The organism is Caldicellulosiruptor morganii (genome assembly GCF_026810225.1).
GTDB classification, from domain to species: domain Bacteria; phylum Bacillota; class Thermoanaerobacteria; order Caldicellulosiruptorales; family Caldicellulosiruptoraceae; genus Caldicellulosiruptor; species Caldicellulosiruptor morganii.
In genome coordinates, this window is the sequence record NZ_CP113865.1 from 680,258 (window position 1) to 695,167 (window position 14,910).

Below are 14,910 nucleotides of genomic sequence, written 5' to 3' on the forward strand. Positions count from 1 at the left end.
AAAAGCACATTCTGGAGGTAATTTGTAGATGACCAAATTAAATGTTGCTGTTTTATTCGGTGGAGTTTCAACAGAACATGAGGTTTCTATAGTATCTGCAAAATCGGTTATGCAAAACCTTGATAAAGAGAAGTATGAAATAATACCTATCGGTATTACAAAGGAAGGCAAATGGCTTTTGTATACCGGTAAAATAGAAGATTTGGACAGTAAATGGACAGTGTATTCTATTGAATGCTTTATCTCACCTGACAGGACCAGAAAGGCGCTTGTCAAGATAAAAGATAGCGAAGCTACTTTTATTGACATTGACGTTGTATTTCCTGTCCTCCACGGATTGAATGGTGAGGATGGTACAGTGCAGGGACTTTTGGAGCTTTCAGGGATTCCATATGTTGGATGTGGTGTGCTGTCATCAGGCATATGCATGGACAAAGCTTTTGCCAAAAAGCTTGCACTTTTGGAAGGTATTCCACAGGGTCATTTTTTGGTGATTTACCAGAATGAATATCTTTCAAAAAAAGACTACTTTATAAGAAGGATAGAGAGTGAATTTTCATATCCTGTGTTTGTAAAACCTGCAAATTCAGGTTCTTCGATAGGGATTTCAAAGGCAAAGGACAGAGATGATCTGATTTTAGCAATCAACCAGGCTTTTTATTATGACACAAAGATTTTAATTGAAGAGGCTATAGATGCGCGGGAGATTGAATGTGCACTGCTCGGGAATGATGAAATTTTTGTCTCTGCTCTGGGCGAGATAATACCTTCCCGTGAATTTTATTCATATGAGGCAAAGTATATAGATAACTCTTCTGAGCTGATTATTCCTGCAAAGCTTGAAAAGCAGGTGGAAGATGAGATAAAAGAACTTGCTGTAAAGATTTACAGACTATTTGAGTGCAGCGGTATGGCAAGAATAGACTTTTTTGTAGACAGAAAGACCAGCAAAGTATATTTCAATGAAGTAAATACAATCCCCGGCTTTACAAGTATTTCTATGTATCCAAAGCTTATGGAGTACAGCGGTATACCCTATTCACAGCTTCTTGATAGGCTAATTGAACTTGCAATTGAAAGAAATTCCAGAAAACAGAGTATAAAATACAGCAAAGAGGGTTGAAGCTTTATGGATACACGACCAATTGGCATATTTGATTCAGGTCTTGGTGGGCTTACTGTCTTCAAAGAGATTGTGAAACTTATGCCAAACGAGAATATTGTATATTTTGGTGATACTGCAAGAATACCATACGGTTCTAAGTCCAGAGAGACTGTGACAAAATTTGCTGCCCAGAACACAAGGTTTTTGCTATCAAAGAATGTCAAGATTGTGGTTGTTGCCTGCAATACAGCCTCTGCATATGCATATGAATATTTAAAAAATCAGTTTGAGATTCCGGTTGTTGCTGTTATTGAACCTGGAGCAAAAGCAGCGGTTTTCACCACAAAGAATAAAAAGGTTGGTGTGATTGGGACCGAAGGAACAATTGCCAGCGGTTCTTTTGAGAAAAAAATTCTGGAGTTTGATCCTGAGATAGAGGTGTTTTCAAAGCCCTGCCCTCTGTTTGTGCCTCTTGTTGAGGAAGGTTGGGTTGACAAAGAGGTCACATATCTTGTGGCAAGAGAGTATCTGGAGGAATTTAGGCAAAAAGGCATAGATACTCTTGTTCTGGGGTGTACACACTATCCATTTTTGCAAAAGGTGATAAAGAAGGTATTGCCGGGTGTTTCTCTGGTAAACCCGGCGCTTGAGACAGCAAAACAGACATATGAGGTATTAAAGCAGGCAGACATGCTGAACCTATCTTCTGAAGAGCCCACTTACTATTTTTATGCAAGTGACAATTTAAAGAAATTTGAATCGGTAGCCTCAATATTTTTGAATGAAAAGATAAAATGTGAAGAAAAGATTGACATTGAAAAATACTAAATTGCAATGTTTTCGGGGTGAAAGTATGAAAAAGGATGTCCTAATTTTTGTCAGAGGCACTCAGGAGTACCCCGCAGGTAGTCCGGAGAATAGCATAGAGTTTTTTACAGAAGGAAAGTTTTATAAAAAAGGTGAAAGTTTTTATGTGACATACAAAGAAAGTGAGATTACCGGGCTTGAGGGCACAACCACCACATTCAAGATTCAGCAGGACCATATAACCCTGATTCGCTATGGTGATGTCACATCAACACTGATATTTGAGCCTGGCAGGAGGCATATATCAACATATATTACCGAAGATGGTGTGATAATGATAGGTGTTTATACAAAAAGGATGAAGGTAGATTTGAGTGAAAATGGTGGAGAGGTTTTTGTTGAATATGCCATTGATTTGGATTCACGTATGATGTCCGAGAACGACTTTTTACTCCAAATAAAAGAGGCAGGTGTAAAAAATTGAACTTGGTAAAGCTTGCAAAAGACCAGATAAAAGAAACCATCGAGAAAGCTGTAAATAGCTGCATTGAAAAAGGGATTTTTCAACTTGACCGGCTGCCACAAATAATGATTGAAAAACCCAGAGAAAAGGCACATGGTGATTTTGCAACAAATATTGCAATGGAGCTTGCAAGAAAGCTTAAGAAAAATCCACGTGAATTAGCTCAGAATATTGTTGATAATATTGACCTTGCAACAACACTTATTGAAAAAGTTGAAGTGGCAGGTCCCGGTTTTATAAATTTCTTTTTCAAAAAAGAGTGGCTTTACAGGGTTGTTGATGTTATACTTTCTGAGGGAGATAATTATGGCAAAGTTGACATTGGCAACCGTAAAAAAGTTATGGTTGAATTTGTCTCAGCAAATCCGACAGGTCCCATGCACATGGGAAATGCACGGGGCGGTGCTCTTGGAGACTGCCTTGCAAACCTCCTGAAGTGGGCGGGGTATGATGTCACCAAGGAATTTTATGTAAACGATGCAGGGAATCAGATTGAAAAGTTTGGGGAAAGTCTTGAGATAAGATACAGGCAGCTAAAAGGAGAAAAGGTTGACCTGCCCGAAGACTGCTACCATGGTGAGGATATAATCGAAAGAGTAAAAGAGTATTTGAATGAAAATGGTGATGATTTGGAATCTTTACCTTCTGATCAGAGAAGGAAGAAGCTTGTTGAGTTTGCGCTAAGGAAAAATATTGCACTGATGAAAGAACATTTGCAAAAGTATGGCATCGAATATGATGTGTGGTTTCACGAAAGTAGCCTCTATAGCAGTGGGGAGGTTTTTGAGACAATTGAAGAACTAAAAAGGCGTGGGTTTACCTACGAAAAAGACAATGCTTTGTGGTTTGCCGCATCCAGGATAGATGAAAATTTAAAGGATGAGGTTTTGATAAGGACAAACGGTATACCAACCTACTTTGCGGCAGACATTGCTTATCACAGAAATAAGTTTGAAAAAAGAGGATTTGGCATTGTGATTGACATCTGGGGAGCGGATCATCACGGACATGTACCGAGGATGAAGGCTGCTATGAAGGCACTTGGGATTGACCCGGACAGGCTTATTATAATACTCATGCAGCTTGTAAGACTTGTCCGTGGCAGGGAAGTTGTGCGAATGTCGAAAAGAACAGGCAAAGCTATAACTCTTATTGACCTGATAGAAGAGATTGGGAAAGATGCAGCAAGATTTATGTTCAACACAAAGTCTGCCGACACACATATTGAGATTGACCTGGACCTTGTGACACAGCAGACGCTTGACAATCCTGTGTTTTATGTCCAGTATGCTCATGCAAGAACATGTGGAATAATAAGAGCTCTTTCTGAAGAGGGAATTGTTCTGAAGAAAGAAAAAATAAGGCTTGATCTTTTGCAGCAGGAAGAAGAGCTTGAACTTCTGAAAAAGCTTTTGGAGCTTCCGGAAGAGATAGAGATTGCAGCACGCAATTTGGATGTTAGCAGAGTTACCAAATATCTTTTGGACTTGGCTTCACTCTTTCACGCTTTTTACAACGCATGCAGAGTAAAAAATGAGAATGAAGAACTTATGCACACAAGGCTTTCACTTGTTGAATGTGTAAAAATTGTAATTAAAAATATGCTGTCTTTGCTTGGTGTTGACGCTCCAGAAAAGATGTAGATATACAATATCCCCCTTGACCATTTTTTACAAATGGTTGAGGGGATTTTTTATTTATTCTAAATAAAAATTAGATTAATAGCTTTTAATCTATTGTTAAACTTTGAGATGATATGATATAATTCTACATAGTAAAGTCTGAAAATCTTAGGGGCGCTATTGTATGGATTTATTTGCGGTGCTTATAAGAAATATGTTTTTTCCTCTGATGGAAATCTTTAAGGGAAACAGGATTAGAAAAAAACTGAACATTTTGAAAAGTGTTCAATCAAAAAGCAAAATCGAAATTGAAGAGATTCAGAGAGAAGAGCTAAAGAAATTGCTTCTTTTCTGCATTGAACATGTTCCGGCATACAAAAAGTTCGGGTATTTGAAGGAAAAGATTTTGAAAGATCCATATACTGCTTTGCTTGAATTTCCTGTACTGGAGAAAAAAGAATTTAACCAGAATAGAGATTTGTACCTGTCTGAAAAAGCTGATCTGTCGCAGTGTATACCAAATAAAACAGGCGGTTCTACAGGTGAACCTGTAAAGTTTTACATGGATAGAGAAACTGTTGAGTGGTATGAGGCTGCAAGATATTTGGGCCTTTCATGGTGGGGAATAAATATTGGCGACAGGTGTGTTATGCTCTGGGCGTCTTTGAATGACATAAAAAACACAAAGGATTTGAAAGGAAAATTAAAAGAGCTCATTTTAAAGAACAGATTGATTATATCAGCCTGGGATATAAATGAAAAAAACATAAAAGAGATTGCAAAAAAGATTCAGAAGTACAAACCTGTCTTTATATATGCATATCCTTCGGCTGCTTATAAACTTGCAAGATTGATTAAAGAAAATGGCATAGACCTTAAGATTAAGCTTAAAGCTGTTGTCACAACAGCAGAGAATTTGTACAGCTATCAGAGGGATTTAATAGAAGAGGTTTTTGGATGTCCGGTGGTAAATGAATATGGTGCAAGGGATGGAGGCATCATTGCCTATCAGTGCAGAAAAGGAAAGATGCATTTGATGACTTTAACAGGTTATTATGAATATATTAACATTGAAGGTGCAGAAGATGAAAACAAAAAGGCTATTCTGGTTACAGACCTTCATAACTACACAATGCCACGACTGAGATATAAACTTGGTGATGTTGTAACACTGGACAGTGATGGGTGTGACTGTGGCATAGGATTTCCAACCATAAAAGAGATAGACGGCAGGGTGGATGAAATTTTCTTCACCAGAAATGGGGAAGTATATGATAGCCATTTCTTTAATATATTAGCAAGAGAAATGGAAGGAGTTTTGCAGTATCAGCTGATTCAGCATGATGTGGATAACATGACCCTGAGGATTGTAAAAGGGAAGGCTTTTAAAGAAGGTGAAGTTGAGAAATTTATAAAAGAGATTAAAAACAGGTTTGGCGATGTTTCAATAAAGGTTGACTATGTTGATGAGATTCCGGTAGGACCGTCTGGCAAAGCAAGATATACTATCAGGGAGTATAAGATCCCTGCGATGAAGTTGCTTTTACTTCTTGCAAAGATTGCTTTTGTGATGCTGTCTTTGCCCGGCATAGAAATATAAACCGATTGTGCCGGCAATTATTTATAAATTTACAAAGTACAAACATTAAATCAAATGTAGAAGGGGAGGATGGTTTTAGGATGAATTTGAGAAGGCCAAATGCAAATGAAGCAACAGGTACTTTTAACCGTTCAAAAGATGTTGTTCCAATGTCGGGTATCTGTACACGCTGTGTGGACGGTTGCCAGGGTAACTGTGAAATCTTTTTATCCTCATTCAGAGGAAGAGAGGTTTTGTATCCTGGACCTTTTGGTGAGGTCACTGCGGGTGCAGACAAAAACTATCCTGTTGACTATTCGCACCTGAACATACAGGGCTATGCGGTTGGTGCAAAGGGGCTTCCGGAAGGGGTTGAAGCCAATTCTGACACAGCAATCTTTCCCAATGTTGATACAACCACCGAGTATGGCTGGGAAAAGAAGGTAAAGTTGAAGGTTCCAATATTTACAGGTGCACTTGGTTCAACAGAGATTGCGCGCAAGAACTGGGAGCACTTTGCAGTTGGAGCAGCCATTTCTGGAATCACACTTGTGTGTGGAGAAAATGTCTGTGGAGTTGACCCTGAACTTGAACTCTCTTCAGATGGCAAGGTCAAAAAATCTCCTGAGATGGACAGAAGAATCACAACATACAAGAGATTTCATGATGGCTGGGGCGAGATACTTGTTCAGATGAATGTTGAAGACACACGTCTTGGTGTTGCTGAATATGTCATTGAGAAGCATGGTCTTGATACCATTGAGCTAAAATGGGGTCAGGGCGCTAAGTGTATAGGCGGAGAGATCAAGGTAAAAAGCCTTGAGAGAGCTCTGGAACTCAAAAAGAGGGGATATATAGTTCTTCCTGATCCAACTTTGAAAGAGGTTCAGGAGGCATTCAAAAAGGGTGCTATCAGAGAATTTGAAAGACATTCAAGGCTTGGTTTTGTTGAAAAGGAAAGCTTTTTGAAAGAGATAGAAAGGCTCAGAAGCCTTGGTTTTAAGAGAATTACTTTAAAGACGGGTGCATATTCTGCGGTTGAGCTTGCAATGGCACTGAGATTTGGTGCTGAGGCAAAGCTTGACCTTATAACAATAGATGGTGCGCCGGGCGGTACCGGTATGAGCCCGTGGCCAATGATGAATGAATGGGGAATTCCAACATTCTATTTGGAAGCACTGGCGTATCAGTTTGCTGAAAAGCTTTCAAAGAAGGGCTTCAGAGTGCCTGACCTTGCGATTGCAGGTGGATTTTCAACAGAGGATGGAGTGTTCAAAGCAATTGCAATGGGCGCTCCATATGTAAAAGCAGTATGTATGGGAAGAGCTTTGATGATACCCGGCATGGTGGGTAAGAACATTGAAAAATGGCTCAAAGAAGGTAATTTACCAAAGACAGTTTCAAAGTATGGAACAACCCCCGAGGAGATTTTCATAACATATGAGGAGCTCAAAGAGAAGTTTGGCGATGAGATGAAGAACATCCCGCTTGGAGCTGTTGGAATTTACACATTTGTCCAGAAGTTCAGGATAGGGTTGCAGCAGCTTATGGCAGGTTCAAGAAACTTTAGAATCTCCACAATCTCAAGAAAGGATTTGATTGCGCTCACAGAAGATGCTGCAAAGATATCAGGCATTCCGTATGTAATGGATGCATACAGAGAAGAGGCAGAGAGAATTTTGGAAGAATAGTTTTGCAGCAGAGCAATATACAATAGTAAAGAGGGGCTTTTGCCTCTCTTTTTTTTACCTTCGCTTGATTTTTCAAAAAACAACGTTTGAATTGACACATTATCACAAATTTTATAAAATATCAACAAAATATTTTATAAATCTTGGAGGGGTTGTGATGAAAAAGAATTTAAAAAAACTTTTGACCATGATTATTTTGTGTGCTTTTACAATGAATATTTTGATTCCTTATTTTGTTAAAGCTGAAAGTTTACCTGCCAATACTTCAGCTTACACAGGAGCGACACCTCAGGATACTTCTCTCATTAAAAGTCCAAGGCAGATTTTGTTTGAACAAATTGAAAGGTTATCAGGTTTGCCAGAACCTTTCTATGATCAAAAGCCATCTTATGACGAAAAAATCAAACAGGTGAAAATTGCACTGATAAAGGCTTTAAACTTTTTTGACAGTGACACCACCATCTTTGACAGGAACTTTTTTGATTATGTTGAAAAGGCAGTCAGAAAGCTTAAGTATTATTTGCATCATGGGAACCTCAAAAAAGATATAGCTCCAACCATAAACGAGATAAGAACAAGCTGCATTCTGGCAGCAAAGCTGGTTGTAGAAAATTTAAAGAAGGTATGTGAAGAAAATGAGAGCATTTTTACCCAAAAACAGAAAAAGGAGTTTTTGAAAGCAGTTGAGGAATATAATAAAGGCTGTGATTTTGAAAACAAAAAGAACAATGAGCAGGCTATTCATTTTTACAGAAATTCATGGGAACGTTTAAACCAGCTCAAAAAAGCAATTTTTCAGCTTCAGGACAAAGACAGTGACAGTTGTCCCGATTTTCTTGAAGAAAAATTTGGGCTTAAGACTAACAAGAAGGATACAGATGGAGATAACCTTTCGGACTTCTTTGAAGTTTTAAAGCTTTTCAATCTGACAGATGGTAAATCCATTGACACAGACAGAGATGGCATACCGGACAGTCAGGAAGATCCGGATGAAGACAAACTTGTAAATATTGAAGAGCAGAGATTTGGCACAGACCCTCTTTTGCCCGATACAGACGGTGACGGACTGGATGATTATTTTGAAATTTTTACTTTTAAAAGTTCACCGCTGAAAATTGATACTGACGAGGATGGTCTGCTGGACAAAAGTGAATATCTACTTGGCACAGACCCGAATACGCCTGATACAGATCAGGATGGTATTTTTGATGGACTTGAAGAGTATAAACAGGTGTTTACAGATAAAGAAACTGGTGCAAAGGTGGAAATTACAGCAGAGGGTGACATTTCAGAATTTGTTACAACAAGAAATCTCAGCAACGAAGAAATATTCCAGCATGTTTATGGTTTGGTTTCTGAACCTGTTGATTTTGAGGTATATGTGCCTTTTAAGGAAGCTACAGTATATATTCCAATTGACACAACAAAAGTTCCAAACGGTGATATACAGAATGTAAAAATGTTTTATTTTGATGAAAATTTGATGACTTTTGTTCCACTTGATGAACAAGGTGTAGATGTTGAAAAAAAGCTTGTATGGGCAAAGACAGACCATTTTACAACTTTTGTACTCTTCTATATACCAACATGGAAAGCAGTTTGGGAAGTTCCAATAAACAAAGGCGAAAGGGAAGTTAGCCATCAGACAAAGTATATAGACATAGTATTTGTGCTTGATTCATCTGGGAGCATGAGCTGGAATGACCCGAACGATTACAGAAAAACAGCCGCCAAGTCTTTTGTAGATGCCCTTGTGCAGGGAGACAGGGCAGCTGTTGTAGATTTTGACAGTTACGGATACTTATTGCAACCACTTACACATGATTTTGAAGCGGTCAAGAGTGCAATTGACAGGATTGACAGCAGCGGTGGTACAGACATAGCAGCAGGTATAAGGATTGCAAATCAGCAATTAATTTCACAGAGTTCTGACGACAGGATAAAGGTAATAATACTTTTAACAGACGGTGAAGGATACTATGACCAGAGCCTCACTGCTCAGGCAAAAGACAGCAATATAAATATCTACACAATAGGTTTGGGTACAAGCGTTGATGAAAATCTTTTACGTAATATAGCAGCGCAGACAGGCGGAATGTATTTTTCAGTATCTTCTGCTTCTCAACTCCCACAGGTATTCAGCAGAATAACAGAAATAGTAACAGAACCGGTTGACACTGATGGAGATGGAATACCGGACAGTGTAGAGGTATCAGGTGCGCGAACAGGTTTTGGAACTTTGGTATATTCAGACCCCAATAATCCAGACACAGATGGAGATGGGATAGAAGATGGTGAAGAAATAGGTGTACTTGTTAACGGGCCCAATGGTGAATATTACAAGTCATCCACAAACCCTGCTATTAAAGATAGCGATCAGGATGGGCTTTTTGACGCTGAAGAGGATGAATATGGAACAAAGCCATATAATAGCGACACAGATGGTGATGGGCTGTCCGATGGTATTGAAGTTAGCATGGGATACTCACCGCTTCACAAAAACTATGACGGCGATTCATATACAGACAAAGAAGAAGCTGAAAGAGGACTTGATCCGTACCTGTATGATAAAACATGGTTCGAACATATAAAAGATATTCTGGCAGGTGCAACATGCGGTGATGCAGGTGAGATACTTGTAAAGTATGGTATACTGGCAGAAAGAACTTTGAAATCTCTTGGCTATTTGATAGGACAAATTGCTTCGGGATTTATTCCATTTTCCAACATAAGAGATGCTGTTGCAAGCCTTGTAAAACTTGACTTTGCAGGGGTGTTTACTAACCTGCTTGCGTCTGTGCCGGGTGCTGGTAATATTGCTGATGTTATAAGAGGATTTTTAAAGTTTATAGGGCTTGGAGATGAGTGTATCAAAATTGCGGCAAGGCTTATATATGAAAAGTTTGATGCATGGAGGAGTATATTTGCATCTGATGTATTCATGCCTGTTTTTGCGTTACTTTCAAAGGGAAAAGACAATCTTAAAGCATTGGAAGATGCTGTGGAAGATAGAAAGTTTTACAAAGCTGTACCAGAACTTGCACAGCATAATTGTATTGATGAGGTGGCAGAGTGCCTTAATAATGCAAAAGACAAGATAATATTAAAAGAGATTGAAAAAATACAAAATATTGAAGATATAGAAACAAGAGTAAATAAATACATGATAAAAAATAATCTAAAAAGTGAAGTGATAAAAGCAGAAAGGTTTGCAGTTGAAGCTGCAGTTGATTACTTTACATCTCTTGGCTATATATGCGTATACAAAGCACCCCATGGAGTAAAGGGACCTGACTTAGTTTTCAGAAAAGGTGATGATTATTTAATAGTAGAGGCAAAAGGAGCAGTAGATACTACTAAAAATCCGACAGTAGGAAGTGGAAGGCTGTTTAATTATGTGAAAGACGAAGAAACAGGGGTGAAAGAAAAATTTGCCCAGCTTTCGTGGAAATGGCTGAGTACAAATTCAGAAAGGTATCTGGGTGTTATGAAAAGAGAAATGGACCCTGTGGAATTTGAGAAATTCAAGAAATTTTTGCGAAATGAAGGGCAGTATGAGGCAGCTGTTGTGTATGCGGCAAAGAATGAGAAGATAAAATGGGATGGGGGAATTGCAAAATACCTGAAAGAAGCTGTTGCAAACAATGAGCATATCAAAAGCATGACAATGATCAAGATGACATTTTAAAATCAACCTGAGGGATGGTTTTTTTATAGGGAGCAGGTTTTAATATTCAGGCCAAAAGGGGGAAGTTTGCTTATGTGGTGGGAGATAAAGCTCAACAGTAAAAGACTAAAAAAGATGATTGAAGAGGAGCTGGATTTTTATCAAAGAGGCTATAGAGATATATTTACATTGATAGCGCTTGGGAGAGCATATATGTATCTGGGGGAGTATGAAGAAGGCAGGAAATATATGTTAAAGTGCATAGAGAAATCGTGGGAAATTGTAGAAGAAGCAAGAGTTAAATACGGATATGAGAGTGCGTCAGTAGCCCTGAATATAGCAAGGACAGCCAAATATAGGAGATGGATAGGTGAGTTAGAGCAGATGAAGGAAGAGTTTGCGGAGGCGAGCAGGATATTTGGAAGGGTGTATGAGAAGAAGAGAGAAGAAGGAAGTGTGCTGGCATTGCGACCATGGGGTCATCCTGATTTTTATGTATTATGGGCAACAGCCGAGTATTATACAGGGAATCTGCAGAAAGCTGTTGAGATAAAAAGATTAATGGAGGGAAGAAGAGGAGTAATTCCTGGTGGTTTTGCGGAATGCATTCTCAAGAAAGACCCGGAGGGGATAAAAAAGATAATGAGTAACATTATTGGTGTTATAAAAGAAGAAAAAATACCACCCCATGGTGATGAACTTGTGGATGACCCGTGGCACTGGTATGAGGAGGGCAAAAAGATACTGGGGTTTCCGAGCATATTTGATGTGTATGATAAAACTCCCCCCATATTCAATTACTCTGAGTTTGAGAATGGCTGAGTACAAATTAGAATTAACCTGAGGGATGGTTTTTTAAAATGAGCAGGTTTTAATATTCAGGCCAAAAGGGGGAAGTTTGCTTATGTGGTGGGAGATAAAGCTCAACAGTAAAAGACTAAAAAAGATGATTGAAGAGGAGCTGGATTTTTATCAAAGAGGCTATAGAGGTACATCTACATTGATAGCGCTTGGGAGAGCATATATGTATCTGGGGGAGTATGAAGAGGGCAGGAAATATATACTCAAGTGCATAGAGAAGAGAAGAGAGCTTGTAGAAGAAGTAAAAGTTAAATATGGATATGAGAGTGATTCGGTAGCTATAAATATAGCAAGGATAGCCAAGCATATGAGATGGATAGGTGAGTTAGAGCAGATGAAGGAAGAGTTTGCGGAGGCGAGCAGGATATTTGGAAGGGTGTATGAGAAGGAGAGAGAAGAAGGAAGTGTACTGGCATTGCGACCATGGGGTCATCCTGATTTTTATGTATTATGGGCAACAGCCGAGTATTATACAGGGAATCTGCAGAAAGCTGTTGAGATAAAAAGATTAATGGAGGGTAGAAGAGGAGTAATTCCGGGTGGTTTTGCGGAATGCATTCTCAAGAAAGACCCGGAGGGGATAAAAAAGATAATGAGTAACATTATTGGTGTTATAAAAGAAGAGAAGATGCCGCCTGATGAGGATGAACTTGTGGATGACCCGTGGCACTGGTATGAGGAGGGCAAAAAGATACTGGGGCTTCCGAGCATATTTGATGTGTATGATAAAACTCCCCCCATATTCAATTACTCTGAGTTTGAGAATGGCTGAGTACAAATTAGAATCAACCTGAGGGATGGTTTTTTTATAGGGAGCAGGTTTTAAAATATCCAGGCTAAAAGGGGGAAGTTTGCTTATGTGGTGGGAGATAAAGCTCAACAGTAAAAGGCTTAAAAAGATGATTGAAGAGGAGTTTGATATGTTAAGCAAGGGGTATTTTCTGCATGATTTAAGGGCACTGACTTTAGGGAGAGCATATATGTATCTGGGGGAGTATGAAGAGGGCAGGAAATATATACTCAAGTGCATAGAGAAGAGAAGAGAGCTTGTAGAAGAAGTAAAAGTTAAATATGGATATGAGAGTGATTCGGTAGCTATAAATATAGCAAGGATAGCCAAGCATATGAGATGGATAGGTGAGTTAGAGCAGATGAAGGAAGAGTTTGCAGAGGCGAGCAGGATATTTGGAAGGGTGTATGAGAAGAAGAGAGAAGAAGGAAGTGTACTGGCATTGCGACCATGGGGTCATTCTGATTTTTATGTATTATGGGCAACAGCCGAGTATTATACAGGGAATCTGCAGAAAGCTGTTGAGATAAAAAGATTAATGGAGGGTAGAAGAGGAGTAATTCCGGGTGGTTTTGCGGAATGCATTCTCAAGAAAGACCCGGAGGGGATAAAAAAGATAATGAGTAACATTATTGGTGTTATAAAAGAAGAAAAGATGCCGCCTGATGAGGATGAACTTGTGGATGACCCGTGGCACTGGTATGAGGAGGGCAAAAAGATACTGGGGCTTCCGAGCATATTTGATGTGTATGATAAAAGCGGACCTTTGTTTGAATGTAGTTCTGAAAAGTAGATTAAATGGAGGTGTTGAAAAGATGAGCATCCCTTCCTATGTTATTTTAGAGTATGAATTTAGAGTCAATGGCAGAGTTCAATCAGACGATATTATAAAATTCGAAGATGTATTTGTTGAGTTCATACACAACTTTTGTGAAATTACTCTTCTAAACATAGAAGGTTATTTTCCTAACGATGCAACGTTCAACATTTTCTGGCCCAACATTCATGCTGAATTGACACAAATTGAGAGAGTTGGTGAAAACTTATTTAAAGTTAAGCTGTGGTTTGCTTATGATATGACATTATCAAAAAAGGGGAAAAAGAAATTAATAGAAAAATGTAAAGAGTTTATAAGAAGAATGAACAGGTTTTTTGAGCTGTTTGAATATAATGTCAGATTTGGAGACGAACCTATTAGCGAGGAAGTGTATGATCCTGCTGAAGAATCGGGAATAGTCCCTGATTATGAAGATTTGTTTCTTGATGATGACGATGAAGAATAGTTAATAAATTTTTATTAGCCAGTTTTCAAAATTTATCAGAGCAATAAAATAGTGCGATAACTCTGCAGTGTAATATTTTTGTGGATTATTAGTAATTTAAAATAATAGGCTGTTATTCCCGGTAAAAAAGGAATAACAGCCTGCTTCCTTTGAAACTCACAGGCAATTTATACAACAAAATTTGTAAGCACTCCGATTCCTTCTATTTCAACTTCAACCACATCACCCTGTTTCATTGGACCGATGCCTGAAGGAGTGCCGGTTATAATCACATCAAATGGCTTTAAAGTCATTATTGAACTTATGTAGCTTACCAGGTTTTCCACAGGAAAGATGAAGTTGCTGGTGTTTGAACTTTGAACAGGCTTTCCATTCAGATAGGTCCTGATGTTGCTATTATTGGGGTCAATCTCATCTGTTATAACAGGACCAAGAGGCAGGAATGTGTCAAATGACTTTGCAACTGTCCACTGACCATTTTTTGGCTGAAGATCTCTTGCTGTAACATCATTTGCACATGTATAGCCCAGTATGTACTCATTTGCCTGCCCGGGAGTGATATTTCGACATTCCTTTTTTATGACAATTGCAAGCTCGCCCTCATAGTCCACTTGTTTGCTCATATGCTTGGGGTATATAATATTCTCCATGTGTCCAATCACACATGTTGGTGGTTTTAAGAATAGAACCGGTGTTTCAGGGATTTCAAGCTTTAATTCGCATGCATGGTCCCTGTAGTTAAGTCCCACGCAGATTATCTTTGAAGGTTTTACAGGCGGCAGGATTTTAAGGAGATCTTTTGGGTAAATTTGGCTATCTACAATCAGCGGGTCTATACTTTTAACAGGTTTTACAATATCATCTTCCACAAGTCCAAAGAATGTCCTGTTTGCATAAAAAAATCTTCCAAGTTTCATTTATAGCTGTCACCTCACAACACTGAATGATAATTAGCCTTTTGCAGAAACGCTCAATATGAGCG

12 protein-coding genes are annotated in these 14,910 nt (G+C 38.7%); 11 read left to right on the plus strand and 1 reads right to left on the minus strand.

What is annotated here, in order from left to right:
- The first annotated feature begins 28 nt into the window (after window positions 1-28).
- The 11 genes from OTK00_RS03225 (at window position 29) to OTK00_RS03275 (ending at window position 13,928) form a co-directional block, all read left to right on the plus strand.
- Window positions 29-1,123, plus strand: a complete 1,095-nt coding sequence (locus tag OTK00_RS03225) for a D-alanine--D-alanine ligase family protein (protein ID WP_045170247.1) — start codon at window positions 29-31, stop codon at window positions 1,121-1,123.
- Between the two features lie 6 nt (window positions 1,124-1,129).
- Window positions 1,130-1,933, plus strand: coding sequence for a glutamate racemase (murI, locus tag OTK00_RS03230; RefSeq protein WP_045170246.1), 804 nt, complete (start codon window positions 1,130-1,132; stop codon window positions 1,931-1,933).
- 25 nt (window positions 1,934-1,958) lie between these two features.
- Window positions 1,959-2,396 carry a DUF1934 domain-containing protein gene (locus tag OTK00_RS03235; protein WP_045170245.1) on the plus strand — a complete coding sequence of 146 codons (438 nt, stop codon included), beginning with the start codon at window positions 1,959-1,961 and terminating at the stop codon, window positions 2,394-2,396.
- Window positions 2,393-4,078, plus strand: coding sequence for an arginine--tRNA ligase (gene argS, locus OTK00_RS03240; protein WP_045170244.1), 1,686 nt, complete (start codon window positions 2,393-2,395; stop codon window positions 4,076-4,078). The genes OTK00_RS03235 and argS overlap by 4 nt, the downstream gene beginning before the upstream one ends.
- 163 nt (window positions 4,079-4,241) lie before the next feature.
- Complete coding sequence (locus OTK00_RS03245) at window positions 4,242-5,657, plus strand: phenylacetate--CoA ligase family protein (RefSeq protein ID WP_045170243.1); 1,416 nt, start codon at window positions 4,242-4,244, stop codon at window positions 5,655-5,657.
- Between the two features lie 80 nt (window positions 5,658-5,737).
- Entirely contained in the window at window positions 5,738-7,327 is a 1,590-nt protein-coding gene (locus OTK00_RS03250; RefSeq protein WP_045170242.1) for an FMN-binding glutamate synthase family protein, read from the plus strand.
- 157 nt (window positions 7,328-7,484) lie between these two features.
- Window positions 7,485-11,015 (plus strand): VWA domain-containing protein, encoded by a 3,531-nt coding sequence (locus OTK00_RS03255; RefSeq protein ID WP_045170511.1) that lies wholly within the window; start codon window positions 7,485-7,487, stop codon window positions 11,013-11,015.
- A 72-nt stretch (window positions 11,016-11,087) separates the two neighbouring features.
- Window positions 11,088-11,816, plus strand: a complete 729-nt coding sequence (locus OTK00_RS03260; RefSeq protein ID WP_045170241.1) for a tetratricopeptide repeat protein — start codon at window positions 11,088-11,090, stop codon at window positions 11,814-11,816.
- Window positions 11,817-11,898: 82 nt separating this feature from the next.
- On the plus strand, window positions 11,899-12,627 hold the full coding sequence (locus OTK00_RS03265) for a tetratricopeptide repeat protein (protein WP_045170240.1): 729 nt from the start codon (window positions 11,899-11,901) through the stop codon (window positions 12,625-12,627).
- A gap of 85 nt (window positions 12,628-12,712) precedes the next feature.
- On the plus strand, window positions 12,713-13,438 hold the full coding sequence (locus tag OTK00_RS03270; RefSeq protein ID WP_045170239.1) for a hypothetical protein: 726 nt from the start codon (window positions 12,713-12,715) through the stop codon (window positions 13,436-13,438).
- The gene (locus OTK00_RS03275; protein WP_268760829.1) at window positions 13,395-13,928 is read left to right on the plus strand and encodes a hypothetical protein; all 534 of its coding nucleotides are present in this window, start codon (window positions 13,395-13,397) and stop codon (window positions 13,926-13,928) included. The genes OTK00_RS03270 and OTK00_RS03275 overlap by 44 nt, the downstream gene beginning before the upstream one ends.
- A gap of 167 nt (window positions 13,929-14,095) precedes the next feature.
- Here the strand turns inward: OTK00_RS03275 and OTK00_RS03280 are convergent, their stop codons facing one another.
- Window positions 14,096-14,845: a fumarylacetoacetate hydrolase family protein gene (locus tag OTK00_RS03280; RefSeq protein ID WP_045170238.1), complete on the minus strand. Its 750-nt coding sequence runs from the start codon at window positions 14,843-14,845 to the stop codon at window positions 14,096-14,098.
- Window positions 14,846-14,910 lie beyond the last annotated feature (65 nt).